Origin of the sequence: Streptomyces sp. NPDC059248 (assembly GCF_042753905.1) — a bacterium.
Taxonomy (GTDB): Bacteria; Actinomycetota; Actinomycetes; order Streptomycetales; family Streptomycetaceae; genus Streptomyces.
The window spans coordinates 44,579-67,829 of the sequence record NZ_JBHYZV010000043.1 but is presented as its reverse complement, the minus strand read 5'-3'; the positions used below and the strand labels follow the sequence as shown (position 1 = coordinate 67,829).

Below are 23,251 nucleotides of genomic sequence, written 5' to 3'. Positions count from 1 at the left end.
GGTTACATTCCGAACCCGGAAGCTAAGCCTTTCAGCGCCGATGGTACTGCAGGGGGGACCCTGTGGGAGAGTAGGACGCCGCCGAACAATCATTAGAGAAGAGGGCTCTGGCCCCTTGAGACACAGTCTCGGGGCCAGGGCCCTTTTCGCATTTACGGGCCCTTCCCCGCTTATCGCGGGCTGACCAGCTTCGTGTCATAGGCGAGGATGACGGCCTGGACCCGGTCGCGGGCGCCCGTCTTCGCGAGAATGCGGGAGACATGGGTCTTCACCGTCGATTCGGCGAGATGCAGCCGGGCCGCGATCTCCGTATTCGTCCAGCCCTGGCCGACGACCGTGAGGATCTCGCGTTCCCGTTCCGTGAGCGCCGCGATCCGGCTGTCGTCCGCCGGGTCGGAGCCGGCGGTGGTGGAGGTCGTCGGCAGCCGGTGGGCGAAGGTGTCGAGTAGTCGGCGGGTGAGGCTCGGAGCGACCACCGCGTCGCCCGAGGCGACCGCGCGGATCCCGGCGAGCAGCTCCTCGGGATAGGCGTCCTTGACCAGGAAACCGGAGGCCCCGGCGCGCAGGGCGTCGTACGCGTACTCGTCCAGGTCGAAGGTGGTGAGGATCAGGACGCGGGTACGGTCCCCGGTGGCGACGATCCGGTGGGTGGCCTCGATGCCGTCGAGGCCCGGCATCCGGATGTCCATCAGGACGACATCGGGGTGCAGCTCGGTGGTGAGACGTACCGCCTCCGTGCCGTTCGCGGCCTCGCCGACGACCGCCATGTCGTCCTGGCTCTCCAGCAGCATCCGGAATCCGAAGCGCTGCATGGGCTGGTCATCGGTGATGAGGACGGTCGTCATGAGAGGGCCTTCTCGGTGGCGGGGACGGAGAGGGGGAAGGGGAGCCGGAGACGGACCTGCCAGCCGCCCGCGGGGAGCGGGCCGGCGTCCAGCGTGCCGTTGTACAGGGCGGCGCGTTCCCGCATTCCGGTGATGCCGCGGCTCTCGACGGGGAAGGCGGATACGGAGGCGGGGCCCGTGTCGGTGACGGTGACGGTGAGGGCTCCGGGAGTGTGGGCGACATCGACCATGGCCGTGGTGCCGGGCGGGGCGTGCTTGAGGGTGTTGGTGAGGGCCTCCTGGACGACGCGGTAGACCGTGAGCTGCGGTCCCGCGGACAGGGGCGCCGGGGTGCCCTGTGTGGTGAGGCGTACCGGCAGACCCGCCGCACGGACACCGGTGACGAGGTCGTCGAGGTCGGTGAGGGCGGGCTGGGGAGCCCGGTCGTCCGGCCGGGAGCCGGGGGTGTCGTCGCGCAGGACACCGAGAAGACGGCGGAGTTCGGCCAGAGCCGTACGACTGGTGTCGGAGATGGCGCCGAGGGCCTGGGCGGCACGCTCGGGGGACTTGGCCGCGGCGTACCGGCCGCCGTCCGCGAGGCCGGTGATGACGGAGAGGTTATGGCCGATGATGTCGTGCATCTCGCGGGCGATCCGGGTGCGTTCGGCGGCGGCGGCCAGCTGGATCTGCTGGTCGCGTTCGACTTCCAGTCGCCGGGCGCGTTCGACGAGGGACGCGGTGTACTCCCGGCGGGAGCGGACCGCGAAGCCGAGCAGGGCGACCAGCACGAAGAAGTAGAACGTCGGGACGAACGACTGGTCCCAACTGCCGTCGGGGTGGCGGGCAGCGCCCAGGGCGACCGGCGCGGAGACCAGGCACAGGACACCGGCGAGGGTACGGAGCGGGAGCCGGAGCGCGATGCCGTAGACGGCGATCATCTGAAGCGTCGAGGACTGGAGCCGGGCACCGGTCCACGCGTTGAGGTAGAGGAACGGCAGCATCAACAGCAGCGCCCGCAAGGGGTGGTCGCGGCGGATCATCAGCGGCAGGCTGAAGCCGAGGGACATCGCGACGACCAGCCACAGCGGGACGGTGTCGACATTGCCGGGGATCCGGTGCCAGCCGCCGCTGGTGACGTCGATCAGGGCGGCCGTCACCCAGAAGCCGGTGAGGGCGCCGTCCCAGACCCGGGGCCGCCGGGTGTCGAAGGCGCGCAGTCGGCGGGCGGCACGGGTCAGCCGGGCGCTGACGGGATGCGTACCCGCCCCGTCGGGGACGGCGGCGGGCGCCGTGTCCCGGCCGCCCGCCGCCCCGATTCCCGTGGCCGTCCGCCGATCCGTCGTCACCCGGCCATCCTCGTCTGCGTACGGGTCATACGTCACGCCGTTTCAGCCGGGCCGCCGCCGCGAGGAGAGTGCCCGCGGCCCATAGGACCAGGGCGAGCAGGGCTGCACCCGGGGAGGCTCCGTCGGCGAGGCGTTCGGAGGTGTTGAGGGCGGCGAACGCCTCGGCCGGGAAGTAGTCGACGGCGTCGCGCACGATGTCGTACGGCAGGGCGAGCAGGGTCTGCGGCACGATCAGGGCCAGGGTGATGAAGCCCCCGATGGCGCCGGGGACGGAGCGGACCAGGGCGCCCGTGCCGAGGGCGATGATCGCGAGCAGGGTCACTCCGGCGGCGCTGCCGAGGAGTCCGCGCAGGATGCCGGGGTCGCCGATGGACGCGGCCTGGTCGGTGCCGGCGTAGAGCAGCTGGGTGAGGAAGAAGGTGGCGAAGGTGGTGATCAGGGTGACGGCGAGGGCGACCGTACCGAAGACCGCGGCCTTCGACCACAGGACGGGCGTACGGCGGGGGACGGCCGTCATGGAGGAGCGGATCATGCCCGTCGAGTACTCGCCGGCGGTGAGGAGGATGCCGAGGACGGCCAGGGCGACCTGGGCGAACTGGAAGCCGATGAGGGTGAGGACGAGGACGTCCATGTCGGCGTCGCCGCCGCCGTCCTCGTAGGTGGCGGCGATGGCGATCCCCAGGCCGACGGTGAAGGCGACGGCGGTCAGCAGCGTGATCCAGGTGGATCGTACGGTCCACAGCTTGTGCCATTCGGCGCGCAGGATCCGGGCCGGGGTGAGCCGGTGGGCCGTGGCGTTCATACGGGGGTTCCTTCCGGGGCGGGCGCGGACGCCTGGTACTCGACGGAGGTGCGGGTGAGATCCATGAACGCCTGTTCCAAGGAGGCGGTGACGGGGGTGAGTTCGTGCAGGGGGATCGAGAGCGCTGCCGCCGTACGGCCGATGTGGCGGCTGTCGGTGCCCCGTACGGTCAGCGTGCCGGGGGTGTCGGACGAGAGGTGTACGCCGGGGGCCGCGAGGGCTTCCGCCAGGAGTGTCGCCTCGGGGGTGACGACTCTGACGGAGTCGGCGCCGGCCGCGCGTACGAAGTCGGTGACGGTCGTGTCGGCGAGGAGCCGGCCCCGGCCGATGATCACCAGATGGTCGGCGGTGAGAGCCGTCTCGCCCATCAGATGGGAGGAGACAAAGACGGTACGGCCTTCGGCGGCGAGGGACTTCAGCAGATTCCGGATCCACAGGACGCCTTCGGGGTCGAGGCCGTTGACGGGTTCGTCGAGGACGAGGGTCGCCGGGTCGCCGAGGAGGGCCGCGGCGATACCGAGGCGCTGGCCCATGCCAAGGCTGAAGCCCTTGACCCGGTGGTTCGCGACTCCGGTGAGACCGCTGAGGTCGAGGACGCGGTCGACTCGGGAGCGGGGGATTCCATGGGTGTGGGCGAGGGCCGTGAGGTGGTTGCGGGCGCTGCGGCCGGGGTGGACCGAGCGGGCTTCGAGGAGGGCTCCGACCTCGGTGAGCGGGGCGCCGTGGGCGGCGTACGCCCGGCCGGCGACGGTGGCCCGGCCGCGGGTGGGCGCGTCGAGGCCGAGGATCATGCGCATGGTGGTGGACTTGCCCGCGCCGTTGGGGCCGAGGAAGCCGGTGACGGTGCCCGGGCCGACGGTGAAGCTGAGGTCGTCGACGACGGTCTTCGGGCCGCCGCCGCCTCCGCGCTTTCCGGGGCGGGCGCGGCCGCCGTACACCTTGGTGAGTCCGTTGGCTTCGATCATGGTGTCGATGCTGCTGGGCGGGGGGCCGCGGATCGTCCGACCGGGGTTGGCGGTTGGGCCCGCGGCGTAGCACCCCGGTACTACGCGCCCGTGGTGCCGCGGTGCCGTCGTGCAGTGCCGTCGTGCTGTGGTGTCGTGGTGTCCAGGTGTCGTGGTGTCGTGGTGGGCCCGGGAGTTATCCACAGGGGGTGGTGCGCCGGGCGGGGGCCTTGGAAGATCAGGGGCATGGAGTACGCGACGGGGCGCGGCGACCGGGCCGGAAGGCGGGCCGCGGCCGGCTGACGGCCGCGGGATCGCGCTGACGGCTGCCGGGACCCGGTAGTCGGCGAAGTGCCTTGTGTACGGGGGGACTTACCCGGTCGGGAATGCGCTGGCCGGGTACGGCCGAAGCGTGAGAGCGTCACTCCGGGGTGGAATCGGCGGCGTACGGGGGATGGTGAGTGTGTCCGGCACGGATATGAGTCGCGATGCGGGAACGGGGGAGATCTCGCCCCGCCCGGCGTTGTGGACCCCGGATTTCCGGCTTTTCTTCACCGCCCGCACCTCCTCGTTGCTGGGGGACGCGATGCTTCCGGTCGCGATCACGGCGGCCGTGCTGGAGGCGGGGTACGGGGCCAGCGGGGTGGGGTACGCGCTCGCCGCGCTCGTGGCGCCCTTCGCGGCGCTGATCATATTCGGCGGGGTGATGTCCGACCGGTTCGGTGCCCGGCGGCTGATGGTCGTCTCCGACGTGGGCCGGCTGTTCTCCCAGGGAGTGCTCGCGCTGCTGTTCCTGCTGGGCACGCCGCCGATGTGGCAGATCCTGGCGCTGCTGGCGCTGATCGGGGCGGGCAGCGCGCTCTTCCAGCCGGGGGTCGCCAGTATCACCCCGCTGATAGCCCGGGACGTTCAGAAGGCCAATGCCACCCTGCGTGTCGCGGAGTCCGTCACCGTGGTCATCGGGCCGTCCGTTGCCGGTCTCCTTCTGGTGGTCTCCTCTCCGGCGGTGGTGGTCGGTGTCGACGCTCTGACGTACGCGGCCAGCGGTGTCTGTCTGCTCCGGCTCCGTTCGGTCCCGATGGGTCCCGGCGAGCGGGACGGCGCGTCGACGTTCCGGTCCGATCTGGTCGAGGGCTGGCGGGAGTTCCGGTCCAGAACCTGGCTGTGGAGCGTCATCGTCGTCTTTATGCTCTGGCAGCTGGCAGGGGCGGGCCCGACCACGACGCTCGGCAACAGTGAGCTGGTCACCGACCACGGGGCTTCGGTGTTCGGCCTGGTGATGTCGTCCCTCGGGGCGGGAAGCGTGCTGGGTGGGCTGATCGCGATGAGGCTTCGCCCCCGGTATCCGCTCCGGGCCGGCGCCCTCTCCATGATCCTCTGGGTGCCCATGCCGCTGAGCGTCGCTCTCGGCCTTCCCGCGCCGCTTGTCGCGGTGTGCTACGGGGTCAGCGGCGTGGGTATGGCGTTCTGGATCGTCATGTTCCACACGAGTGTGCAGACCCATGTCCCGCAGGACGTCCTCGGGCGGGTACACGCCTATGACGCGGCCGGATCGCTGGTGATGAAGCCGGTCGGGCAGGCGGCGGCCGGACCGCTCGCCCTCCTCGTGGGGACCGCGCCGCTGCTGTATGTGTCCGCTTCCATGGCGCTGGTCGTCGCCGTGCTGCTGCTGGCCATCCCGGCCGTACGCGGTCTGAAGCGCGTGGACGCCCCCGTCGCGGCCGGCTCGGGGGCGAAGCGGCGGTCAATACCCCGTAGTTAGTGGTGGGGGAGGGGGTTTTGCCAGCGGGCGCGGGCCTGTTCCGGGGAGCGGAGGAGGACGAAGGCGGGCAGGCCGACGGAGGGGCCGGTGGTGAGGAGGTCGGGGACCTGGGGGAGCGGGGCGACGGCGGCCGCGTCGTCGAGGACGAGGGCGAGTGGTGGGTCGAGCCGGCCGGCGGATGACCGTGCGGCCATGCGGCGGCCGTGCTCGACCACGTCTGACGCCAGTGCCGTCAGCAGAGGCATCGCTCCTGGGTGGGCCTTGGGGTCCTCGATGGCCTCGCCCACCAGATAGAGGGTTCCCCCCTCGGCGATAAAAGATTCCAAGGTGAGAGCGTCGGTTCGATTCGGGGTGCATGCCTCACGGATATGGATGGAGGAGAGCGACCCCAGGGCGCGGGCGACGAGTTGCTGGGCGATCTCGCGGCGCTCGGGATGGGCGGTAAGGGCGGCTTCCAGCAGTCCGGCGAGCCCGGCGGTGGCCTTGGTGTGGGTGCGCAGGATGCGTACGGAGTCCTGGGCGTTGATGCCCTGCGCCCAGCGGTGGACCTGCTTGAACGGGCGGCCGTCCACGGCGGCGGCGTGCAGCCAGCAGCGGAGCAGGGTCTCGGCGGTGTCGGCCATGGCGGCGTCGATCCGGGCGTGCGGTCGTACGGGCGCCAGCAGGGCGGCGGCCCTGGCCTGCGCGGTCGAGGCGTCCTCGCAGTGCGCGGCGGGGTTCCAGTGGAGCCGGGCCGGGGTGTCGCAGAGGTGGCCCGGGTCGTAGACGAGGACGGGGCCGAGTTTGGCCCGCGCGTCCTTCGTCTCGGCCCAGACGGCGGGATCGGAGGTGACGACGAGAAGGGGGCCCTCGGCCTCCCGTACGGCCCTGAGGGCGGCCGGGCGGCGGGTGGCGGGGTCGCCGAAGAAGACCCGGGGGGCGGTGGTGTCCCGGGGGGCCGGCACCGCGGGTGCCCGTACGGCCGCGGCTACGGGGTCCGTCGCCGGGGCGGGCCCGGGGGCTGTCGGCGGGGCGGCCGGTGCTGTCGGGACCTGCGGGGCCGGGGCCTCGGCTGCCGGGGGCTCGGCGGCGGGGCGCGGTGGCTCCGGGTGGTACGGCGGCGGGGGCGCGGCGGGCGCCTTGTACGGCGATGTGTGCGGCTGCTTTGGCCCGTCGCCGTACGGAACCGCCTCGTACGCGCCCTCGCGGCCCCCGTCGTCCTCGTCGGCGTACGGGTCGCGGTGTGCCCGGCGTCGCTCGGTCGCCCGGCGGGCCTCCCGGACCGCCTTCCAGCGGGCGAGGGTGCCGATCACGAAGACCGTCAGCACGGCGAGGAGCATCAACTGCCCGATGGCGAGGCCCCAGAACAGGCCGTAACCGGAGAGTTCGCCCGGAGGGGTGGCGGGCCAGGCGGCCACCAGGTCGTCGGGCGCGATGATCAGCGACCGCAACGCGGGAGGAGTGCGAGTGAAGGAGACCTCCGCCGGCCAGGAGCCGTGGGCGAAAAGACCCGCGAGCCCCGTCGCCGACCAGATCACGAACAGGACCGTGACACCGAGCCCGATGACGGAGAGCAGAAGGCCGTCGGGGACCCCGCCGCCGCCCGGTCGCCGTCCGCCGCCGGGCCCAGGTCCGGGGCCCGGGCCCGTTCGGTGGCGGGGGTCGTGCTCGTACCGCATGTCAGGCGACCGTCGACTCGGACGACGTGTTCGCCGCGTCGTCGTCGTAATGCCGCCGCTGTCGTTCCATCATGGCCGCCCGCTGTTCCGCCTCCCACTCCGCGGCTTCGATCTCCTCGGGAAGCGGCCGGGACGATTCCGTCATCGCCCGGTCGGTGAACACCAGGGGCCGTTCGGCCTCGGTGACGAGGTGTTTGACGACCTGCACATTGCCGTTGACGTCCCAGACGGCGATGCCGGGTGTGAGGGTGGGGATGATCTCGACGGCCCAGCGGGGCAGACCGAGTACCAGTCCTGTGGCGCGGGCCTCGTCGGCCTTCTGGGCGTAGATCGTGCGGGTGGAGGCCATTTTGAGGATCGCCGCGGCCTCCTTGGCCGCCGCGCCGTCGACGACGTCGGAGAGATGGTGGACGACGGCGACGAAGGACAGGCCGAGCCGTCGGCCGAACTTCAGCAGCCGCTGGAAAAGCTGGGCCACGAAGGGGCTGTTGATGATGTGCCAGGCCTCCTCGACCAGGAAGATGCGCTTCTTCCGGTCGGGGCGGATCCAGGTGTGCTCCAGCCAGACACCGACGATGGCCATCAGGATCGGCATGGCGATGGAGTTGCGGTCGATATGCGACAGGTCGAAGACGATGAGCGGGGCGTCGAGATCGATACCGACGGTCGTCGGGCCGTCGAACATGCCCCGCAGGTCGCCGTCGACGAGCCGGTCGAGGACGAGGGCGACGTCGAGGCCCCAGGCCCGTACGTCGTCTATGTCGACGTTCATCGACTCCGCGGACTCGGCCTCGGGATGGCGCAACTGCTCGACGATGTCGGTGAGGACGGGCTGCCGGTCGGTGATGGTCTCGTTGACGTAGGCGTGGGCGACCTTCAGGGCGAAGCCGGAGCGTTCGTCGAGGCCGTGGCCCATCGCCACCTCGATGATGGTGCGCAGCAGGGCGAGCTGGCCGGTGTTGGTGATCGCCGGGTCCAGCGGATTGAGCCGGATCCCGCCGTCGAGCGCCGTCATCGGGTCGAGCCGGATGGGGGTGATGCCGAGCTGTTCGGCGACGAGGTTCCATTCGCCGACGCCGTCTTCGCCCTGGGCGTCGAGGACGACGACCTGGCGGTCGCGGAACCTGAGCTGCCGCAGGACGTACGTCTTCTCCAGCGCCGACTTGCCGTTGCCGGACTCGCCGAGCACGAGCCAGTGGGGGGCGGGGAGCTGCTGCCCGTACAGCTGGAAGGGGTCGTAGATATAGCCCTTGCCGCTGTAGACCTCCCGGCCGATGATCACGCCGGAGTCGCCGAGGCCGGGCGCGGCCGTGGGGAGGTAGACGGCCTGTGCCTGGCCCGTGGAGGTGCGGACGGGCAGCCGGGTGGACTCGACCTTGCCGAGGACGAACGAGGTGAACGCCTCGGTGACGACGGACAGCGGATCTCGCACAGGTGGCCCCTAACGGCGGATGCCGGTCGCGAACGGCAGCGTGTTCACAAAGGCCCGGTGGTGCTCGCGGTCGCACCATTCCAGCTTCAGATACGACTTGCCGGCCGACGCCCGGATCGTCCGCTTGTCCCGGGCGAGGGCCTCGGGGGAACGGGACGACACCGTGATGTACCCGACGAGGTTGACGCCCGCCGCACCGGAGGCGAGATCTTCACCCCGCTGGTCGAGCCGGCCGTGGGCGGCGATGTCGCGGGGGTCGACGGTCCGGTTCATCTTGGCGGCCCGGCTGGCGTCGGCCTCGTCGTTGGTCTTCTCGGTGAGCATCCGTTCGATGGCGATCTCGGTGGGTTCGAGGTCCATGGTGACGGCGACGGTACGGATCACGTCCGGGGTGTGCACGAGGAGAGGGGCGAGGAAGTTGACGCCGACGGGCGTCATCGGCCACTCCTTCACCCAGGCGGTGGCGTGGCACCAGGGCGCGCGGGTGGCGGATTCGCGGGTCTTGGCCTGGAGATAGGTGGGCTCCACGGCGTCCAGCTCGGCCGGCCAGGCGTTCCGCTTCGTCATGGCCTGGATGTGGTCGATGGGGTGGTCGGGGTCGTACATGGAGTGCACCAGGGACGCCAGCCTGCCCTGGCCGAGCGGCTGGCGGACCCGGATGTCGGCCTCGGCGAGCCGGGCGCAGATATCGGTCAGCTCGCGGGCCATGACGACGGCGAGCCCGGCGTCCTTGTCGAGCTTGCGGCCCTTGCCGGTGTGGCGGGAGGCGCGGGCCATGGCCTGGGCCTCGGCGGCCAGCTCGCGGGTGTAGTGCATACAGGCGACGAGATAGGCCCGGTGCTGCTCGCTGGAGGTGGAGACCATCGACTGGAGCTGGTCGTAGGAGTCGCGGAGCCAGGCGGGGGAGCGTTCGTCGCCGCGCTGGGCGACGTCCTTGGCGTGGGCGTCGGGGTCGGCCGGCAGGGTGCGGGCGAGCATCTGGATGCGGGTGACGAAGCCGTCGCCGTTGGCGACGTGCTTGAGGAGGGTCCCGAAGCGGTCGACGAGGGCCTCCTGGTCCTCGCTGTCGCGCAGTCCCACGCCGGGGCCCTCGATCTCGATGGCGGCGGTGACGGTCCGCCGGTCGGCGTGGAGGAGTACGGCGATCTCGTCGGGGCCGAAGGGCGCGGAGAGCCAGTTGATCCGGCCGATACCGGGGGGCGGTCCGACCTCGACCTCGCGGCCGTCGAGCCGGGTCCCGGCCTCCTGGGCGGTGGAGCGGTAGAGCGTGCCGCTGCGCAGGGTCCGCTTGAAACTGCGGTTGATCTCGAACCAGCGGTAGAACGTGCGGTGTTTGTACGGGAGGTAGACGGCGGCGAGCGCGAGCATCGGAAAGCCCGTCAGCAGCATGATCCGCGGGACGAGATAGGGGACCAGGAGTCCGCTCATCATGCCGAGGAACGCTCCGGCGATGATCAGGGCGATCTCGCCGGTCTCGCGGTTCTTGCCGATGATCGCGTTCGGCCGGGCCCGGCCGATGAGATACGTGCGGCGGGGCGCGATGGGATGGGTGGTCAACGCCCTCCACCTCCTGTGCCTGTGCTCTTGCGGTTGCTGTGCGGGGTGTTGCCGCCGGTGACGCTGTTACGGGGCGGGGGCGCGGCGGCCGCCCCCGTACCGCCGCCGGTGGGGCGGCTCGCGTGGGCGGCGACACCGCCGCCGACGGGGTTGGCGGGGCGGGCCGCGGCGCCGCCGCCGGCTCCGTCGCCGCCGGGGGCGCCGCGGGAGCTGTGGGTCTTGATGCCCTGGGAGACGAGGGCGGCCGGGGAGCTGATCACGGCGGCGGCCCGGTTCTCGACACCGCCCTGGACGCGGTTGTTGCGGGCGGAGACGATCTCGTCGCCGAAGCCGGGCACGAAGCGGTAGATCATCGCGGAGGCGACGATCGCCAGGATGACGATGGCGAGTCCGGAGACGACGGCGGAGAAGGAGTCCGGGCCGTCGTCGCCCGCGAGGGCTCCGGCGAGGCCGAGGACGATCAGGATCACCGGTTTGACCAGGATGATCGCTACCATCATCCCGGCCCAGCGGCGGACATGGCTCCACATGTTCTTGTCGACGAGCCCGGAGTAGACGACGACGCCGAGGAGGGCGCCGACGTACAGCAGGACGGCGCGGATGAACAGCTCCAGATAGAGCACCCCGGCGGCGAGGATCGTCACGAGGGAGACCACGATCAGCATGATCGGGCCGCCGCCGATGTCGTTGCCCTTCTTCAGGGCCTCGGAGAACGCGCCGAAGAACTGGTCGGTCTCGTCCTTGGTGCCGCCCGCGATGACCTCGGAGATCCCGTCGGTCGCGGAGACCAGGGTGTAGAGGATCAGCGGGGTGAAGGCGGAGGCGAGGACGGTGAGCCAGAGGAAGCCGATGGCCTCGGAGACGGCGGTGAGGAGCGGGACGCCGCGGATGGCGCGCTTGGCGACGGCCAGCAGCCAGATGATGAGGGTGAGGACGGTGGCGGCGGCGAAGACGACGGCGTACTGGGAGAGGAAGGTGGGGTTGGTGAAGTCGACCTCGGCGGTCGACTTCACGGCCTTGGCGAGGGTGTCGACGGTCCACGCGGCGGCCTCGGCGCAGCCGCGGGCGAGGATGGTGAGCGGGGAGTCGACGACGTCACCGGGGGAGTTGGTGGTGCCGACGGAGCCTTCGCCGCCCTCGCAGCGGTCCTTGGAGGGGCCGCTGAGCATCCGGCATTCGGGGTTGCCGGTGCCGCTGGGGCTCGGGGCGGGTGTCGGCTCGGCCGCGGCCGGGGACGCCAGGAGGACGGCCGCGGTCTGCAGGGCGGTCAGCGCGGCGGCGATACCCGCCGCGGCGGGCAGGGCTCCGGGCGCCGCGGCGCGGCGCCGGCCGGATCGGGGGTCGGGCGGCCTAACGGGCATAGGTGAACCCTCCGAACTGCTGGACGGCGTCCGCCATCTCCTTGGAGCCCGATGCCGTCTGGTCGCGGCCGACCGGCACGGGGCCGTCCTTCTGGGTGTGGTTCACGATCTTCCAGTCGCCGTCGGCCCAGCGGAGCTGGAGGGTGCTGGTGTACCAGCTCTCGGTGACCGGGTTACGGGAGTTCTCCCCGGCCAGTCCGAACAGGGCGGAGTACCAGACGGAGACCGTGGCCTCGTTCTTGCCGAAGCTCTCCACCTTGGCGCCCATGGGGTTGTGCCGCGAGACGAAGGTGAGCCCGGCGGGGACGGTGCCGTCGGGGTTGAGGCCGCTACCGGAGAGGAGTTCCTTCCCGGAGTACGCCTTGTCGAGGTCGCCGCGGCGCGCCTCGGCGATGTCGGGCGCGTACACCGTGTTCACGATCCGGTCCCGGCGGTCCTTGTCGTACATCCCGTCGGAGCCCAGGGCCACCGTGTAGTTCGCGGCCGCGCTCTGTGCCCCCTGGGCGTCGCGGGCGTAGCCGGTGGGGATGCCGTCCGTCCTGCCCTTGACGGGGTCGACCCCGGTCGGCGCGGTCGGGGAGGTGCCCCGGCCGTCCTTGGCGCCGCCGGACGGGTTCTGGTCGTCGTCCCCGCCCTGGTTGGCGAATGCGATCGCGGCGATGAGGAGCACCACGACACCGACGACGGCGACGAGTGAGCGGGAGGGCCGGACCGGGCGGCGGGCGGTGCCGGGTTCGTCGTCGAAGGCGCCGGGGAGCCGGGTACGGGTCTGGCCGGTGCCGCCGTACTGGTCGTCGGGGGCGCCGGAGTGGTAGCCGTGGTCGTCGGGCGGGTTCATCGCGCGGCCTTCCCCCGGGTCCCCCGGGGCCTGTGGTGGGGCTCCCGCACCCCGGGCCCGCCCCGGTCCGCGCGCGCCGCGTCCACCGGGTGTCCCGGGAGCCTCGTGACGGGTACGGCGCCGCGCCGTCCGGCGCCGTGGGGCGCGGCCGGGCGGTGAGTGTCCGTCAGCGGGGTCAGAGTCGGGGACGCCGCGGAGGGCGAGGGCGACGGGGTCATCGGGGGCATCGGGGTCATCGGGGGGTCGCAACCTCTGAGGGTGGTCCGGACTCTCGGGTCGGGGGCAGGGCCGTGGACAAAGGGGACGGAGGGCTCAAAGGATAGGGAGAGGAGCGCTTCGGGGGAGGAAGCGGGGGTGGCCTCCGGTGCGGTGATGTCGGGTCAGACGGCCATCCCGTACACGATGGTGAACACGGTTCCCAGTGACCCGATGATGAAGACACCGGTCAGCCCGGCCACGATCAGGCCCTTGCCCTGTTCGGCGCTGAAGGTGTCCCGGAGCGCCGTCGCTCCGATACGCTGCTTGGCCGCGCCCCAGATCGCGATGCCCAGGCAGATGAGAATGGCGATCGCCATCACCACTTCGATCATCACCCGGGCCTCGTTCCCCAGGCTCCCGAACGGGCCCCAGTTCGGTGCGATGCCGCCGATGATGGTGTTGATGTCGCCCTTTTCGGCTGCCAGGATCATGTGTAACTCACCGCCCCTGTCGGGTTGTTCATTGCCCTTGCCCCTCGGCATGGGCCATCGCTCTATCTTCGCTGATGAAACCGCCCGCGGAAGCCGACTTGGCGGGTCTCTTTACCCGATCTCCGCACGTATGACCGATCATTGCCCCTCTGACCTGCGGCGGAGGGATTCGCGATCACCGAGTGGAGCCCGTATCGTCACTCTGTGTATCACGGTGCGTGACTCCGGGCAATGACTGTCGTTGGTCCACCTTTGGGGCGCTCCTCACGTTTCGGGGCCATGGTCGCCCCCGTACCGCCGCCGGGACAGGGCGCACGGGGAGCGCAGGGGAGGAGGGGGCCGGGCGGCGCGGGCCACCGGGGTGACGGGGGTACGGACCCCGGCCGGCGGGGCGCGGGGGCGCGAACCGTCGTGCGAAGGCGCGCGCCTTCGTCCACCTCCTGTACCGGGCGTCACCCGCCTACACTGGCGCCCGTGGACTCCGTTCGCGTGAAAGGTGGTTGACGGTGCGTAAGGCGTGGCTGGTCGCGGGCGTCTCCGTCGGGGGCTGCCTGGCCTTTCTCGCCCTGCTCGTCGTGGGTACGTACTCACTCGCCGCCGGAACGGCCGGAGCGGGTGGTTCCGGTGGAGCCGTCGCCCTCGCCAAGGGTGCCGTGCCCGCCCGCTACCAGTCGCTCGTCCAGCGCTGGGGCAACCTCTGCCCCTCGATCAACCCGGCCCTGCTCGCCGCCCAGCTCTACCAGGAGTCCGGCTGGAACCCGCGGGCCCAGAGCCACGCGGCGGCCCAGGGCATCGCCCAGTTCATCCCCGGCACCTGGGCCGCGCACGGCGTCGACGGCGACGGCGACGGCGACCGGGACGTCTGGGACCCGGCCGACGCGATCCCGTCCGCCGCGACCTACGACTGCAAGATCGCCGGATATGTGAAGAAGGTCCCCGGGGATCCGACGAACAACATGCTCGCCGCGTACAACGCGGGCGCCTACGCGGTCATCCGCTACGGCGGCGTTCCGCCGTACAAGGAGACCCAGAACTACGTACGGATCATCCGCACCCTGGAGAAGAGCTTCGCCCGGCCGGTCGGGCGGGTGGATCCGTCCCGGCAGGCCGCCGGCGCGATCAATTTCGCCCAGCAGCAGCTCGGGACGAAGTATCTGTGGGGCGGCAACGGCACACCCGAGCACGGCGGGCGGTTCGACTGCTCGGGGCTGAGCCAGGCCGCGTACCGGACCGTGGACATCGAGCTGCCACGAGTGGCGAACGACCAGTACAACGCCGGTCCGCACCCCCCGAGGGACGAGTTGCTCCCCGGTGATCTCGTCTTCTTCTCGGACGATCTCACCAACTCACGGGCCATCCGGCACGTGGGGATCTACGTCGGAGGCGGGTACATGATCAACGCCCCCAGACCGGGTGCCGTGATCCGGTTCGACAAGATCGACACCCCGGATTACTTCGGTGCGACCAGGGTCACCGAGGATGGCGCGAAATCGTTGCCGAAGCATCCACCGTCCGCTTGACGACCGGGCCGGATGCCATCGGCCCGCGCCGGGCCGGGCCCCGGCCGCCGCTGGCCGAAAGTCATGGGGCGGGCTCGCGACCGGGGTCCGCGGCACCCCACTGAGCTGCGATGACGAGTATCTCTTCGATAACGTCATGGTGATCGTTCGGTGGAGAGTGGAACGTACACCTTCGGTGGGCCGTTCCCTTGACGGAGCGGTCGTGATGATCGAGCGCTGATCGAACGGTGATCGAGGCGACGATCGAGCGGCGGCCGCCGGAACCGGCGACGGGCCGTTCGGCGTCGGTTGTCGAACGGGCACGGATCACGGAGATCATCGTGTTCCGGCCGGTCCCGGAAGCACACAGCACGGGGGTGCTGACGGTGGGCGCCGTGCGCGGGCGCGCCGCCGTCGACGACAGGGCAATCAAGGGCCGTTAACGCCGTTAACAGGGCCGATGGAAGGCAAGGGGCAGCAGCAGATGGCTGGACTCGCCACAGGGGTATCCCCGGCGGAGTCGGAGACGGGTTCGACGGGGACGTTCACCCTGGCGGAGTCGGGAGGGGCCGCGGGTCCCGATGTCGGCCTGCTCCACGACATCAACGGTCTGGCGAAGGCCGCGCCGCCGTGGTTCGACCGGATCATGGGCTTCATCGGCGAGTACGGCATCATGCTCGGGCTCGTCGTGGTGGGCCTGTGGGCCTGGTGGTCGGTCCGCGGCCGCCCCGGCACCATGGAGGACTCCGTCGCCGGATTCACGGCGCTGGTCTGGGCGCCGCTGTCGGCCGCCGTCGCCCTGGTGATCAACATCCCGATCCGCGGCTTCGTCGAACGCCCGCGGCCGTTCGTCAACGACAAGTCCCTTGAAGTCCTCGTCGCAGGAAAGACGGACTACTCGTTCGTCAGCGACCACTCCACGATGGCCATGGCGATCGCCGTCGGTATCTTCCTCGCCCACCGCAAGCTGGGCTGGGCGGCGCTCGGCCTCGCCTTCGCCGAGGGCTTCCTCCGGATCTACATGGGCGTGCACTACCCCACCGACGTGATCGGCGGCTTCGCCCTCGGCACGGCCGTGACCCTGCTGCTCGCGCCTCTCGCCCAGCTGCTGCTCACCCCGGTGACGCGGGCGATCGCCGGTTCGTCGAAGGGCGCGTGGATGGTGCGCTCCAAGAACGCGGGCACGGGCCGCGCCGCGCCCCTGGGCATTCCCGAGCCGCGCGGCGACGCCGCGGGCGAGAAGGGCCTGGCGGCCTGACCCCACGGGCAACGGCAACGACGGCAACGACAACGAAAACGATGACGACGGTACGGCTCCGGACCCGCGGTGGGTTCGGGGCCGTACGGCTTCCCGGGCCCGGCGCGGCGCGGCCCGGCGCGACACAGCACGGGTCGGTTCGGCACGGGTCGGTTCGGGCGTCCGGGGTCAGCGGCGGCCCCGCTGGCGGCGCTGGTGGCGGCGGACGATGAAGACCGTCCCGGCCGCCACGGCTATCCCCGTCGCGCCGACCGACAGACTGCTCTCGATCGGGCCGTCCGGCTTGGCGGCCAAGGTCGAGGCCGGTGATGTGGTGGGAGCGGCGGCGGCGGACACGGGCAGCGCCACGGCGAGCGCCGCGAAGGCGACCACCCCGGCTATTCGGGCGGCTGCGGCGTACTTCGGCTGAGCCGGTGTTCCGGGCATGGCGGAGTCCTTCGGTCGCGTCGGTCCGGACGGGGGCGGGTGTACGGCCCCGTACGCGATGGGGCCACCGGCGCCGGGGCCTCCACGAGGACGTTCCGTACGGCTTCCAGCTCACCCGCCCGGGCCGCGCCCTGCCATCGGGGTGCGTCCATTCGGGCGACCCGACCCCGAGCCCGCCCCCGTCCCCGCTCCCGCCCCTCTCACATCGAGTTCACAGCGCCTGTGGGAAGTCGAAGACGCGATCGGGGTCGTACCGCGCCTTCAGCCGGCTCAGACCGCCGGCCGCCGGACCGTAGTAGGCGCGCCGCCAGCCCGTCAGCTCCGCGTCCGCGTAGTTCTGGTACGCCGCCCCGGACGCCGGGCCCCGCAGCGCCTTGTGCGTCCGGCGCAGCCACGCCCGTTCGGCCCCGCCCGCCGTGCCCGCCGCCCAGGCCGCCGTGTACTGGGCCAGCACCCGGGACCGCCGGTGGACGAACGCGGTCGCGCGCGGGTCCACCCGGTTCACCGCCCCGCCCAGCGCCGTCAGCTGGATCGCGGCCTCGCCCCGGCCCGGCGGCAGCCGCGTGAATGCCTCGGCCGCGGCGGTCAGCGCCCGGATCCCGGCCCCGGGCAGCGCCCGGTCGAAGAAGTCGGACGCGGCGGCGTACGTCTCCCGGCGCAGCGCCCCCGACCGGCTGCGGCCCGGGGTCGCGCCGGGCAGGGCGCACCGCGCTTCGTCGAAGGTCGCGCAGCCCGCGTAGCCGAGCATGGCGTCGAGGTGGGTACGGGGCCGGAGGGAGACGGAGGTCGCCGAGGCGCCCGCCGCGTCGGCCAGCCGGTCGACGGCGTTCCGCAGATCGCCCTCCGTACCGAGGGAGAGGACGGCGACGGAGAGTGTCGGATCGGCGCCGCCGGGGCCCGCGCCCAGATGGCAGCCGGACCAGATCTCGTCCGGCTGGTCCGGCGCCCAGCGCTGCCAGGCCGCCAGGACGGCGGCCGCCCGCGCCCACGGCCAGGAGAGATAGCCGACGATCACCTCGGGCGCCGGATGCGTACGGAACCGCAGTTCGGTGACGACGCCGAAGTTGCCGTTGCCCGCGCCGCGCAGCGCCCGGAAGAGTTCGGGTTCCCGGCGCGCGTTCACCTCCAGGACCCGCCCATCGGCGGTGACGATCGTGGCGTCGGTGAGGTTGTCGCAGGTCAGCCCGTAGGCGCGGGAGGTGACTCCGTGTCCGCCGCCGAGGGTGAGCCCGGCGACCCCGACGGAGGCGCAGGATCCGGCGGGCACGGTCCTGCCCGACCGGTCGAGGGTGCGGTAGAGGGCGCCGAGCCGGGTGCCCGCGCCGACGACGGCGGCGTCCCGGCCGTCCGGGGCGACGGTGTCCATCGGGGAGACGTCGACGACGAGCCGGCCGTCGCCGGACGACCAGCCCGCGTAGGAGTGGCCGCCGCCCCGGACGGCGACGGGGAGGCCGTGGGCGCGGGCGAACCGCAGACACTCCCGGACGTCGTCGACGCCGTTCGCGTAGGCGACGGCGGCGGGCCGCAGCCCGTCGAAGCGGGTGTTGTACAGCTGGCGGGCGGTGGCGTAGTCGGCGTCGCCGGGGAGGACGAGCCGCCCGTCGAGCCCGGCGCCGAGTGCGCGCCACGCGGGCGCGCGGGTGGGCCGCCCGCCGTGGGCCGGTGCGGACCGGCCGGGGGACGCCGCCCCGCCCGTGCCACCGCGGGGCGGCGGTACGGAGGGGGGCGCGGATCCTTCGCCGCCGTCTGCCGGGGTGCACCCGGCGCTCGCGGCGATGGCGGTGGCCACCGCCGATACGAGGAGCGCGCGCCGGTCCATGGGGCCTCCCGCCCTCGGGTGCCGCCGGACGCGCGGGGGCGGCGCGCGGCGGATCGTCCGGGGATACGTACCCGGAGGCGGTACGTCTCACGACCGGCGACGCGCCGCGCCGCGAGGGCGTTGAGGGCGTTACCGGGGCGCGGCCTCCGGCGCGGGCGCGGCCGCGCCCGCGGCTGTGTGGTCGGTGGCGGCCGTGTGGTCGTCGGCGGCTGTGTGGTCGGTGGCGTCCGTACGGGCCCGGTCGCGTGATCGCCGGGCCGGTCCCGACCAGCCGCAGACGCAGCGGGCGACGGCGAACGAGCCGCGTTCGACCGTGGTGGTGTCGTGGTGGGGGTGGTGGTGCGCGGGCGCGGGACTCTCGTCCGTGGGGGCATGCGGGGGCACAACACCACGGTACTGGCCGCTTCCCGCGGCGGCACCGCCGCCCGGGGCGGGACCGGGAGCCGACCGGGGGCGTACGGGCGTACGGGCGTACGAACGCGCGAAGGGGGTCGTCGAGCGGCACCGCCACCCCGCGCGCGGGCCCGTGCGCCCGGCGCGTGAACGGCTTCCGCGCAGTGCGTATGTGCTCCCGGGGCGCCCCCGGACCCGGGCGCGGCGGGCGGCCGGGCGCGTGACGGAGGGTTCCCGCCGTCGTTATGCGGGACGGGTGGAGGTCTCTCGTGGCCGGACGGCGGGTCCGGTGTTGGGGGTTGAGCGGAGCATGGTGGCGCAGCGGCACGGACGCAGGGGCGGGGCGCTCGCCGTCTCCGCCGTCGTACTGGGGGCGATCACGGTCACCGGCTGTACGGGCGCCGGCGGCGCGGTCGGTCCCCAGGTGCAGCCCGTCGCGGACGAGCGGCCCGGGACCGGCGATCCGGTGCTCATGGCCGCCGCCGACGGTCTGGTCGAATCGGGCAGCGCCAGGGCCCGTACGGCGATGGAGACGGCCACGGGCGGGACCCGGGTGACCATCAGGGGCGAGGGCGGCTACGACTTCCGGCGCCGGATGGGGCGGCTGACGGTGGTCCTGCCCCGGGACCCCGCCGGTACGGAGGAACACCTTCCGGTGATCGAGCTGCTGACCCCGGGGGCGCTGTATATGAAGAACCGGGGTGCCGGGGTGCCCGCGGACAAGTGGGTGCGCGTCGACACCACGACCCTGGAGGACGGCAATCTGGTCACCGGCGGCGCGACGGACCCCCTGGCGGCCGCCGAGCTGCTGCGGGGGGCGCGCGAGGTCGTGTTCGTGGGGCGCGAGCGGTTCGACGGTGCTTCGGTACGCCACTTCCGGGGGACGGCCGACATCCGGTGGGCGGCCGGGCGCGCGCGTCCGCACGCCCGCGGGGCGCTGGCGGCGGCGGCGAAAGGGTTCACCACGGTGATCGTGCCGTTCGACGCGTATGTGGACGCGGCGGGGCGGCTGCGGAAGGTCCGGCACCGCTTCAACTTCAGCAACGGCACCACCACGGTGGCCGTGATCTCGACCACGACGCTCTTCGACTTCGGCGCGCCGGTGACGGTACGGCTGCCCGATCCGGGCGATATCTACACCGGAAGGATCAGGGGCTAAATGGTCCGGACGTGCCATGCGCGGTCCGTGGAGCACTCCCTACGCTAGGAAGCCGACACCGGAGGAAGAGGTGAACGCACGTGGCTCCGCCCAGTACGACGTTGGTCCAGGACCACGTGGCCCTCGCCGAGATCGAACTGTGTGGTGAGTTGATCATCGCGGCGTCCGCCGCGGACGGGGAGCGGCTGAGCCCGGCCCGGATCGACGAGGTGCTGAAGGTCGCGGCGGAGCGTTCGGCGCTCGCGCGGCAGGACTGACACCCGGCCGGCGGCGACGAGGCCGTCCGGCGGGGGCCCGGACCGAAGGACCGACGGAGACGACAGCGGCGCGCACGGCGATCGGTACGGCGATCGGTACGGTGCGCGGAACGCGGCGAACAGCGCGGGGATACGCCGGTGGGCAGGAGCGCGCGCTCCTGCCCACCGGCGTATCCGCTCATGACCACGGACGACGGACGACGATCAGGTACGCATCATCCGGGCGATGGCCTTGGTGGCCTCCTCGACCTTCGCGTCGATCTCCGAGCCGCCCTTGACGGCCGCGTCCGCGACACAGTGCCGCAGATGCTCCTCCAGCAGCTGGAGCGCGAAGGACTGGAGGGCCTTCGTCGACGCGGAGACCTGGGTGAGTATGTCGATGCAGTAGACGTCCTCGTCGACCATGCGCTGAAGGCCGCGGACCTGGCCCTCGATCCGGCGCAGTCGCTTGAGGTGCTCGTCCTTGTCCTTGTGGTAGCCGTGGATGCCGCGGTCGTGGTCGGTGACCGGCACATCGACGGCAGGGGGCGCGGTGACCGGGAGTCCGGCCGTGTCGGTGGTCGTCATCGGGACCTCCCGTTGTCGTGGATACGCGGAGTGATGCCGCGTGTACTGGCGTGTACTGGCGTGTGCGGATACGTCATTCAGTGCGGGGTTCGTATACCCCTGATGGGTATATGATACCGGCCGGGCCGTGATCACGGGGCGTATCGCGGGACCGCCGGCCCCGCACCCCGTCGTAGTGCCTGCCGAAGCACTTGTCGAGACGCCCGGTGGGACGTCCTTCGAGGCGCCTGGTGAGGCGCCTGGTGAGGCGTCCTTCGTGACGCCCGTCGTGACGTCCGTCGAACGTGCCGATGGGGCCCCCGCGGGCATCGTTGCGAAACCGGCGCCGGGCCCGTGCTCATCGAGGCGCCCCATCGGCGACACTGAGGAATGCCGGTTGGCCGTGGCCGGATGAATGCGCCTAGCATCAGCCTGTCCGAATCCAAGCACCCCAGGGACCTCACGTGCGATTTCGTCTGACCCCCAGGGAGACGAGCTTCTACGACATGTTCGCGGCCTCCGCGGACAATATCGTCACGGGCTCCAAGCTCCTGATGGAACTGCTCGGGGCCGACGCTTCCTCGCGGAGCGAGATCGCGGAGCGGATGCGGGCCGCGGAGCACGCCGGTGACGACGCCACCCATGCCATCTTCCACCAGCTCAACTCCTCGTTCATCACACCGTTCGACCGACAGGACATCTACTCCCTCGCGTCGTCCCTCGACGACATCATGGACTTCATGGAAGAGGCCGTCGACCTCGTCGTCCTCTATCAGATCGAGGAATTGCCGAAGGGTGTCGAGCAGCAGATCGAGGTGCTGGCCCGGGCGGCCGAGCTGACCGCGGAGGCGATGCCGCATCTGCGGACCCTGGACAATCTGACCGAGTACTGGATCGAGGTCAACCGGCTGGAGAACCAGGCCGACCAGATCCATCGCAAACTGCTGGCCACCCTCTTCAACGGCAAGTACGACGCCATCGAGGTGCTCAAGCTCAAGCAGATCGTGGATGTGCTGGAGGAGGCGGCCGACGCCTTCGAGCACGTCGCCAATACCGTGGAGACCATCGCGGTCAAGGAGTCCTGAGCCTCAGTGGACACCTTTGCCCTGGTCGTGACCATCGGGGTCGCGCTCGGCTTCACCTATACCAACGGCTTTCACGATTCCGCGAACGCGATCGCGACCTCCGTCTCCACCCGGGCCCTGACCCCGCGCGTCGCGCTGGTGATGGCGGCGCTGATGAATCTGGCCGGCGCGTTCCTCGGCCAGAGCGTCGCCAAAACGGTCAGTGAGGGGATCATCGAGACCCCGGCCGGCAACAGGGGCATGGGCATTCTCTTCGCGGCCCTGCTCGGCGCGATCGTCTGGAACCTGGTCACCTGGTATTTCGGGCTGCCGTCGTCGTCCTCGCACGCCCTGTTCGGCGGCATGGTCGGCGCGGCGCTGGCGGGCGGTACGGAGGTGATCTGGTCCGGGGTCCTGGAGAAGATCATCATTCCGATGTTCGTCTCCCCATTCGTCGGACTGATCGCGGGCTATCTGGTGATGGTCGCGATCCTGTGGATGTTCCGCCGCGCCAGCCCCAGCAAGGCGCGGCGCGGCTTCCGGATAGCGCAGACCGTCTCCGCCGCGGCGATGGCGCTCGGCCACGGCCTCCAGGACGCCCAGAAGACGATGGGCATCGTGGTGATGGCCCTGGTCATCGCGGACGTCCAGCAGTCCGGCGACGAGATCCCGGTCTGGGTGCGGATCGCCTGCGCCGTGATGCTGTCGCTGGGTACGTACGCGGGCGGCTGGCGCATCATGCGCACCCTCGGCCGCAAGATCATCGAACTGGACCCGCCGCAGGGCTTCGCCGCGGAGACCACCGGCGCGTCCATCATGTTCGGCTCGGCGTTCCTCTTCCACGCACCGATCTCCACGACCCATGTCATCACCTCCGCGATCATGGGTGTGGGCGCGACGAAGCGGGTGAACGCGGTCCGCTGGGGCGTCGCCAAGAACATCGTCCTCGGCTGGTTCATCACCATGCCGGCCGCGGCTGCGGTCGCGGCGGGCAGCTACGCGGTGATCTGGCTGGCCTTCGGCTGACCCTTTCGGGGGTGGTTTCCACAAGGCCGGTTGCGGGGGTGGCGGGGCCGCTATCGTTGAAGTGCGATGACCGCTTTATTCCATGATCGTGCAGGAGGGCGAATGCCCGAGAACTCTGTCTCCCCGGGTGAAGTCGAGGCGCTGACGCGCCGCGTCGAGGCCGTCGAGGACCGTGTCGAGACGCTTCAGATCCAGACCAGTGGCAACTTCGCGGCCGTGATCGAAGGCCAGTCGGCGCTCCGCCGCGAGATGCGCGAAGGCTTCGCCAAGGTCAACACCAGACTGGACGTGCTGGAGACCCGGTTCGACGAGTTCGGGAATCGCTTGGACGAGTTCGGGAACCGCTTGGACAGGGTCGACACCCGGCTCGACGAGTTCGGAAACCGCTTGGACGAGTTCGGGAACCGTCTGGGGGGCATCGAGCAGAAGCTCGACCGCAACCAGGCGCAGATCGTCGAGCTGCTGAGCCATCTCGTCGGCCGCGACCCCGACGGTCGCTGACCGCCCCGGGGCCATAACACCGCCCCACCCCGAAAGACGCCGAAGGCAAAGAAGTGGGCCCGCCCCCGGGAAGTAGGAGGGGCGGGCCCT

General features: G+C 71.5%; 23 protein-coding genes and 1 rRNA gene. 10 read left to right on the top strand and 14 right to left on the bottom strand.

Annotated elements, in window-relative coordinates:
• Positions 1 to 87: ribosomal RNA gene (rrf, locus tag ACFXG1_RS19890) — 5S ribosomal RNA — on the top strand; the annotation flags it as partial.
• An 83-nt stretch (positions 88 to 170) separates the two neighbouring features.
• Here the strand turns inward: rrf and ACFXG1_RS19885 are convergent.
• Genes ACFXG1_RS19885 through ACFXG1_RS19870 form a run of 4 tightly spaced genes read right to left on the bottom strand, consistent with a single transcriptional unit; the run spans position 171 to position 3,937 of the window.
• Positions 171 to 845, bottom strand: a complete 675-nt coding sequence (locus tag ACFXG1_RS19885; RefSeq protein WP_384743828.1) for a response regulator — start codon at positions 843 to 845, stop codon at positions 171 to 173.
• Complete coding sequence (locus ACFXG1_RS19880) at positions 842 to 2,170, bottom strand: sensor histidine kinase (RefSeq protein WP_384713654.1); 1,329 nt, start codon at positions 2,168 to 2,170, stop codon at positions 842 to 844. Before ACFXG1_RS19880 ends, ACFXG1_RS19885 begins: the two co-directional genes overlap by 4 nt.
• 25 nt (positions 2,171 to 2,195) lie before the next feature.
• The gene (locus ACFXG1_RS19875) at positions 2,196 to 2,972 is read right to left on the bottom strand and encodes an ABC transporter permease subunit (RefSeq protein ID WP_384713651.1); all 777 of its coding nucleotides are present in this window, start codon (positions 2,970 to 2,972) and stop codon (positions 2,196 to 2,198) included.
• Positions 2,969 to 3,937 (bottom strand): ATP-binding cassette domain-containing protein, encoded by a 969-nt coding sequence (locus ACFXG1_RS19870; RefSeq protein WP_384713648.1) that lies wholly within the window; start codon positions 3,935 to 3,937, stop codon positions 2,969 to 2,971. The genes ACFXG1_RS19875 and ACFXG1_RS19870 overlap by 4 nt, the downstream gene beginning before the upstream one ends.
• 457 nt (positions 3,938 to 4,394) lie before the next feature.
• Between ACFXG1_RS19870 and ACFXG1_RS19865 the strand changes: the two genes are divergently transcribed.
• Positions 4,395 to 5,678 (top strand): MFS transporter, encoded by a 1,284-nt coding sequence (locus tag ACFXG1_RS19865; RefSeq protein ID WP_384713645.1) that lies wholly within the window; start codon positions 4,395 to 4,397, stop codon positions 5,676 to 5,678.
• On the opposite strand, the gene ACFXG1_RS19860 is transcribed toward ACFXG1_RS19865, so the two are convergent.
• The 6 genes from ACFXG1_RS19860 to ACFXG1_RS19835 form a co-directional block, all read right to left on the bottom strand.
• The gene (locus ACFXG1_RS19860; protein WP_384743825.1) at positions 5,675 to 7,336 is read right to left on the bottom strand and encodes a type IV secretory system conjugative DNA transfer family protein; all 1,662 of its coding nucleotides are present in this window, start codon (positions 7,334 to 7,336) and stop codon (positions 5,675 to 5,677) included. The genes ACFXG1_RS19865 and ACFXG1_RS19860 overlap by 4 nt on opposite strands.
• A gap of 1 nt (position 7,337) precedes the next feature.
• Positions 7,338 to 8,768 carry an ATP-binding protein gene (locus tag ACFXG1_RS19855; protein ID WP_384713642.1) on the bottom strand — a complete coding sequence of 477 codons (1,431 nt, stop codon included), beginning with the start codon at positions 8,766 to 8,768 and terminating at the stop codon, positions 7,338 to 7,340.
• Positions 8,769 to 8,777: 9 nt separating this feature from the next.
• Entirely contained in the window at positions 8,778 to 10,325 is a 1,548-nt protein-coding gene (locus ACFXG1_RS19850) for an SCO6880 family protein (protein WP_384713639.1), read from the bottom strand.
• Entirely contained in the window at positions 10,322 to 11,686 is a 1,365-nt protein-coding gene (locus ACFXG1_RS19845; protein WP_384743822.1) for a hypothetical protein, read from the bottom strand. Before ACFXG1_RS19845 ends, ACFXG1_RS19850 begins: the two co-directional genes overlap by 4 nt.
• The gene (locus ACFXG1_RS19840; RefSeq protein ID WP_384715836.1) at positions 11,676 to 12,524 is read right to left on the bottom strand and encodes a hypothetical protein; all 849 of its coding nucleotides are present in this window, start codon (positions 12,522 to 12,524) and stop codon (positions 11,676 to 11,678) included. Before ACFXG1_RS19840 ends, ACFXG1_RS19845 begins: the two co-directional genes overlap by 11 nt.
• 380 nt (positions 12,525 to 12,904) lie before the next feature.
• The gene (locus tag ACFXG1_RS19835; protein ID WP_358823248.1) at positions 12,905 to 13,213 is read right to left on the bottom strand and encodes a hypothetical protein; all 309 of its coding nucleotides are present in this window, start codon (positions 13,211 to 13,213) and stop codon (positions 12,905 to 12,907) included.
• Positions 13,214 to 13,719: 506 nt separating this feature from the next.
• On the opposite strand from ACFXG1_RS19835, the gene ACFXG1_RS19830 reads away from it, so the two are divergent.
• The 3 genes from ACFXG1_RS19830 to ACFXG1_RS19820 all read left to right on the top strand — a co-directional run bounded on the left by ACFXG1_RS19830 (position 13,720) and on the right by ACFXG1_RS19820 (position 15,970).
• A complete protein-coding gene (locus ACFXG1_RS19830; RefSeq protein ID WP_384715832.1) occupies positions 13,720 to 14,733 on the top strand; it encodes an NlpC/P60 family protein in 1,014 nt (337 codons plus the stop codon).
• A gap of 227 nt (positions 14,734 to 14,960) precedes the next feature.
• Positions 14,961 to 15,155, top strand: a complete 195-nt coding sequence (locus ACFXG1_RS19825; protein WP_384715829.1) for a hypothetical protein — start codon at positions 14,961 to 14,963, stop codon at positions 15,153 to 15,155.
• A 41-nt stretch (positions 15,156 to 15,196) separates the two neighbouring features.
• Positions 15,197 to 15,970 carry a phosphatase PAP2 family protein gene (locus ACFXG1_RS19820; protein WP_384743819.1) on the top strand — a complete coding sequence of 258 codons (774 nt, stop codon included), beginning with the start codon at positions 15,197 to 15,199 and terminating at the stop codon, positions 15,968 to 15,970.
• Positions 15,971 to 16,138: 168 nt separating this feature from the next.
• Here the strand turns inward: ACFXG1_RS19820 and ACFXG1_RS19815 are convergent, their stop codons facing one another.
• From ACFXG1_RS19815 to ACFXG1_RS19805, 3 genes are all read right to left on the bottom strand, one after another.
• A complete protein-coding gene (locus ACFXG1_RS19815; RefSeq protein ID WP_384715823.1) occupies positions 16,139 to 16,396 on the bottom strand; it encodes a hypothetical protein in 258 nt (85 codons plus the stop codon).
• A 211-nt stretch (positions 16,397 to 16,607) separates the two neighbouring features.
• The gene (locus ACFXG1_RS19810; RefSeq protein ID WP_384743817.1) at positions 16,608 to 18,215 is read right to left on the bottom strand and encodes an FAD-binding oxidoreductase; all 1,608 of its coding nucleotides are present in this window, start codon (positions 18,213 to 18,215) and stop codon (positions 16,608 to 16,610) included.
• 129 nt (positions 18,216 to 18,344) lie between these two features.
• On the bottom strand, positions 18,345 to 18,599 hold the full coding sequence (locus ACFXG1_RS19805; protein ID WP_384743815.1) for a hypothetical protein: 255 nt from the start codon (positions 18,597 to 18,599) through the stop codon (positions 18,345 to 18,347).
• Positions 18,600 to 18,918: 319 nt separating this feature from the next.
• On the opposite strand from ACFXG1_RS19805, the gene ACFXG1_RS19800 reads away from it, so the two are divergent.
• Positions 18,919 to 19,767, top strand: a complete 849-nt coding sequence (locus ACFXG1_RS19800; protein WP_384723715.1) for a hypothetical protein — start codon at positions 18,919 to 18,921, stop codon at positions 19,765 to 19,767.
• Positions 19,768 to 19,847: 80 nt separating this feature from the next.
• On the top strand, positions 19,848 to 20,024 hold the full coding sequence (locus ACFXG1_RS19795; protein ID WP_358823217.1) for a hypothetical protein: 177 nt from the start codon (positions 19,848 to 19,850) through the stop codon (positions 20,022 to 20,024).
• A 204-nt stretch (positions 20,025 to 20,228) separates the two neighbouring features.
• Here ACFXG1_RS19795 and ACFXG1_RS19790 read toward each other — a convergent pair whose 3' ends face one another.
• Entirely contained in the window at positions 20,229 to 20,591 is a 363-nt protein-coding gene (locus ACFXG1_RS19790; RefSeq protein ID WP_384718232.1) for a metal-sensitive transcriptional regulator, read from the bottom strand.
• Between the two features lie 443 nt (positions 20,592 to 21,034).
• On the opposite strand from ACFXG1_RS19790, the gene ACFXG1_RS19785 reads away from it, so the two are divergent.
• The 3 genes from ACFXG1_RS19785 to ACFXG1_RS19775 all read left to right on the top strand — a co-directional run bounded on the left by ACFXG1_RS19785 (position 21,035) and on the right by ACFXG1_RS19775 (position 23,161).
• On the top strand, positions 21,035 to 21,655 hold the full coding sequence (locus ACFXG1_RS19785; RefSeq protein WP_384718230.1) for a DUF47 domain-containing protein: 621 nt from the start codon (positions 21,035 to 21,037) through the stop codon (positions 21,653 to 21,655).
• Positions 21,656 to 21,661: 6 nt separating this feature from the next.
• Positions 21,662 to 22,660: an anion permease gene (locus ACFXG1_RS19780; RefSeq protein ID WP_384718228.1), complete on the top strand. Its 999-nt coding sequence runs from the start codon at positions 21,662 to 21,664 to the stop codon at positions 22,658 to 22,660.
• A gap of 102 nt (positions 22,661 to 22,762) precedes the next feature.
• The gene (locus ACFXG1_RS19775; RefSeq protein ID WP_384718226.1) at positions 22,763 to 23,161 is read left to right on the top strand and encodes a hypothetical protein; all 399 of its coding nucleotides are present in this window, start codon (positions 22,763 to 22,765) and stop codon (positions 23,159 to 23,161) included.
• Positions 23,162 to 23,251 lie beyond the last annotated feature (90 nt).

Coding starts and splice junctions, on each gene's coding strand:
- ACFXG1_RS19885 (WP_384743828.1), bottom strand. CDS start 845: ATGACGACCGTCCTCATCACCGATGACCAGCCCATGCAGCGCTTCGGA.
- ACFXG1_RS19875 (WP_384713651.1), bottom strand. CDS start 2,972: ATGAACGCCACGGCCCACCGGCTCACCCCGGCCCGGATCCTGCGCGCC.
- ACFXG1_RS19870 (WP_384713648.1), bottom strand. CDS start 3,937: ATGATCGAAGCCAACGGACTCACCAAGGTGTACGGCGGCCGCGCCCGC.
- ACFXG1_RS19865 (WP_384713645.1), top strand. CDS start 4,395: ATGAGTCGCGATGCGGGAACGGGGGAGATCTCGCCCCGCCCGGCGTTG.
- ACFXG1_RS19860 (WP_384743825.1), bottom strand. CDS start 7,336: ATGCGGTACGAGCACGACCCCCGCCACCGAACGGGCCCGGGCCCCGGA.
- ACFXG1_RS19845 (WP_384743822.1), bottom strand. CDS start 11,686: ATGCCCGTTAGGCCGCCCGACCCCCGATCCGGCCGGCGCCGCGCCGCG.
- ACFXG1_RS19840 (WP_384715836.1), bottom strand. CDS start 12,524: ATGAACCCGCCCGACGACCACGGCTACCACTCCGGCGCCCCCGACGAC.
- ACFXG1_RS19835 (WP_358823248.1), bottom strand. CDS start 13,213: ATGATCCTGGCAGCCGAAAAGGGCGACATCAACACCATCATCGGCGGC.
- ACFXG1_RS19820 (WP_384743819.1), top strand. CDS start 15,197: ATGGCTGGACTCGCCACAGGGGTATCCCCGGCGGAGTCGGAGACGGGT.
- ACFXG1_RS19815 (WP_384715823.1), bottom strand. CDS start 16,396: ATGCCCGGAACACCGGCTCAGCCGAAGTACGCCGCAGCCGCCCGAATA.
- ACFXG1_RS19810 (WP_384743817.1), bottom strand. CDS start 18,215: ATGGACCGGCGCGCGCTCCTCGTATCGGCGGTGGCCACCGCCATCGCC.
- ACFXG1_RS19800 (WP_384723715.1), top strand. CDS start 18,919: ATGGTGGCGCAGCGGCACGGACGCAGGGGCGGGGCGCTCGCCGTCTCC.
- ACFXG1_RS19790 (WP_384718232.1), bottom strand. CDS start 20,591: ATGACGACCACCGACACGGCCGGACTCCCGGTCACCGCGCCCCCTGCC.
- ACFXG1_RS19775 (WP_384718226.1), top strand. CDS start 22,763: ATGCCCGAGAACTCTGTCTCCCCGGGTGAAGTCGAGGCGCTGACGCGC.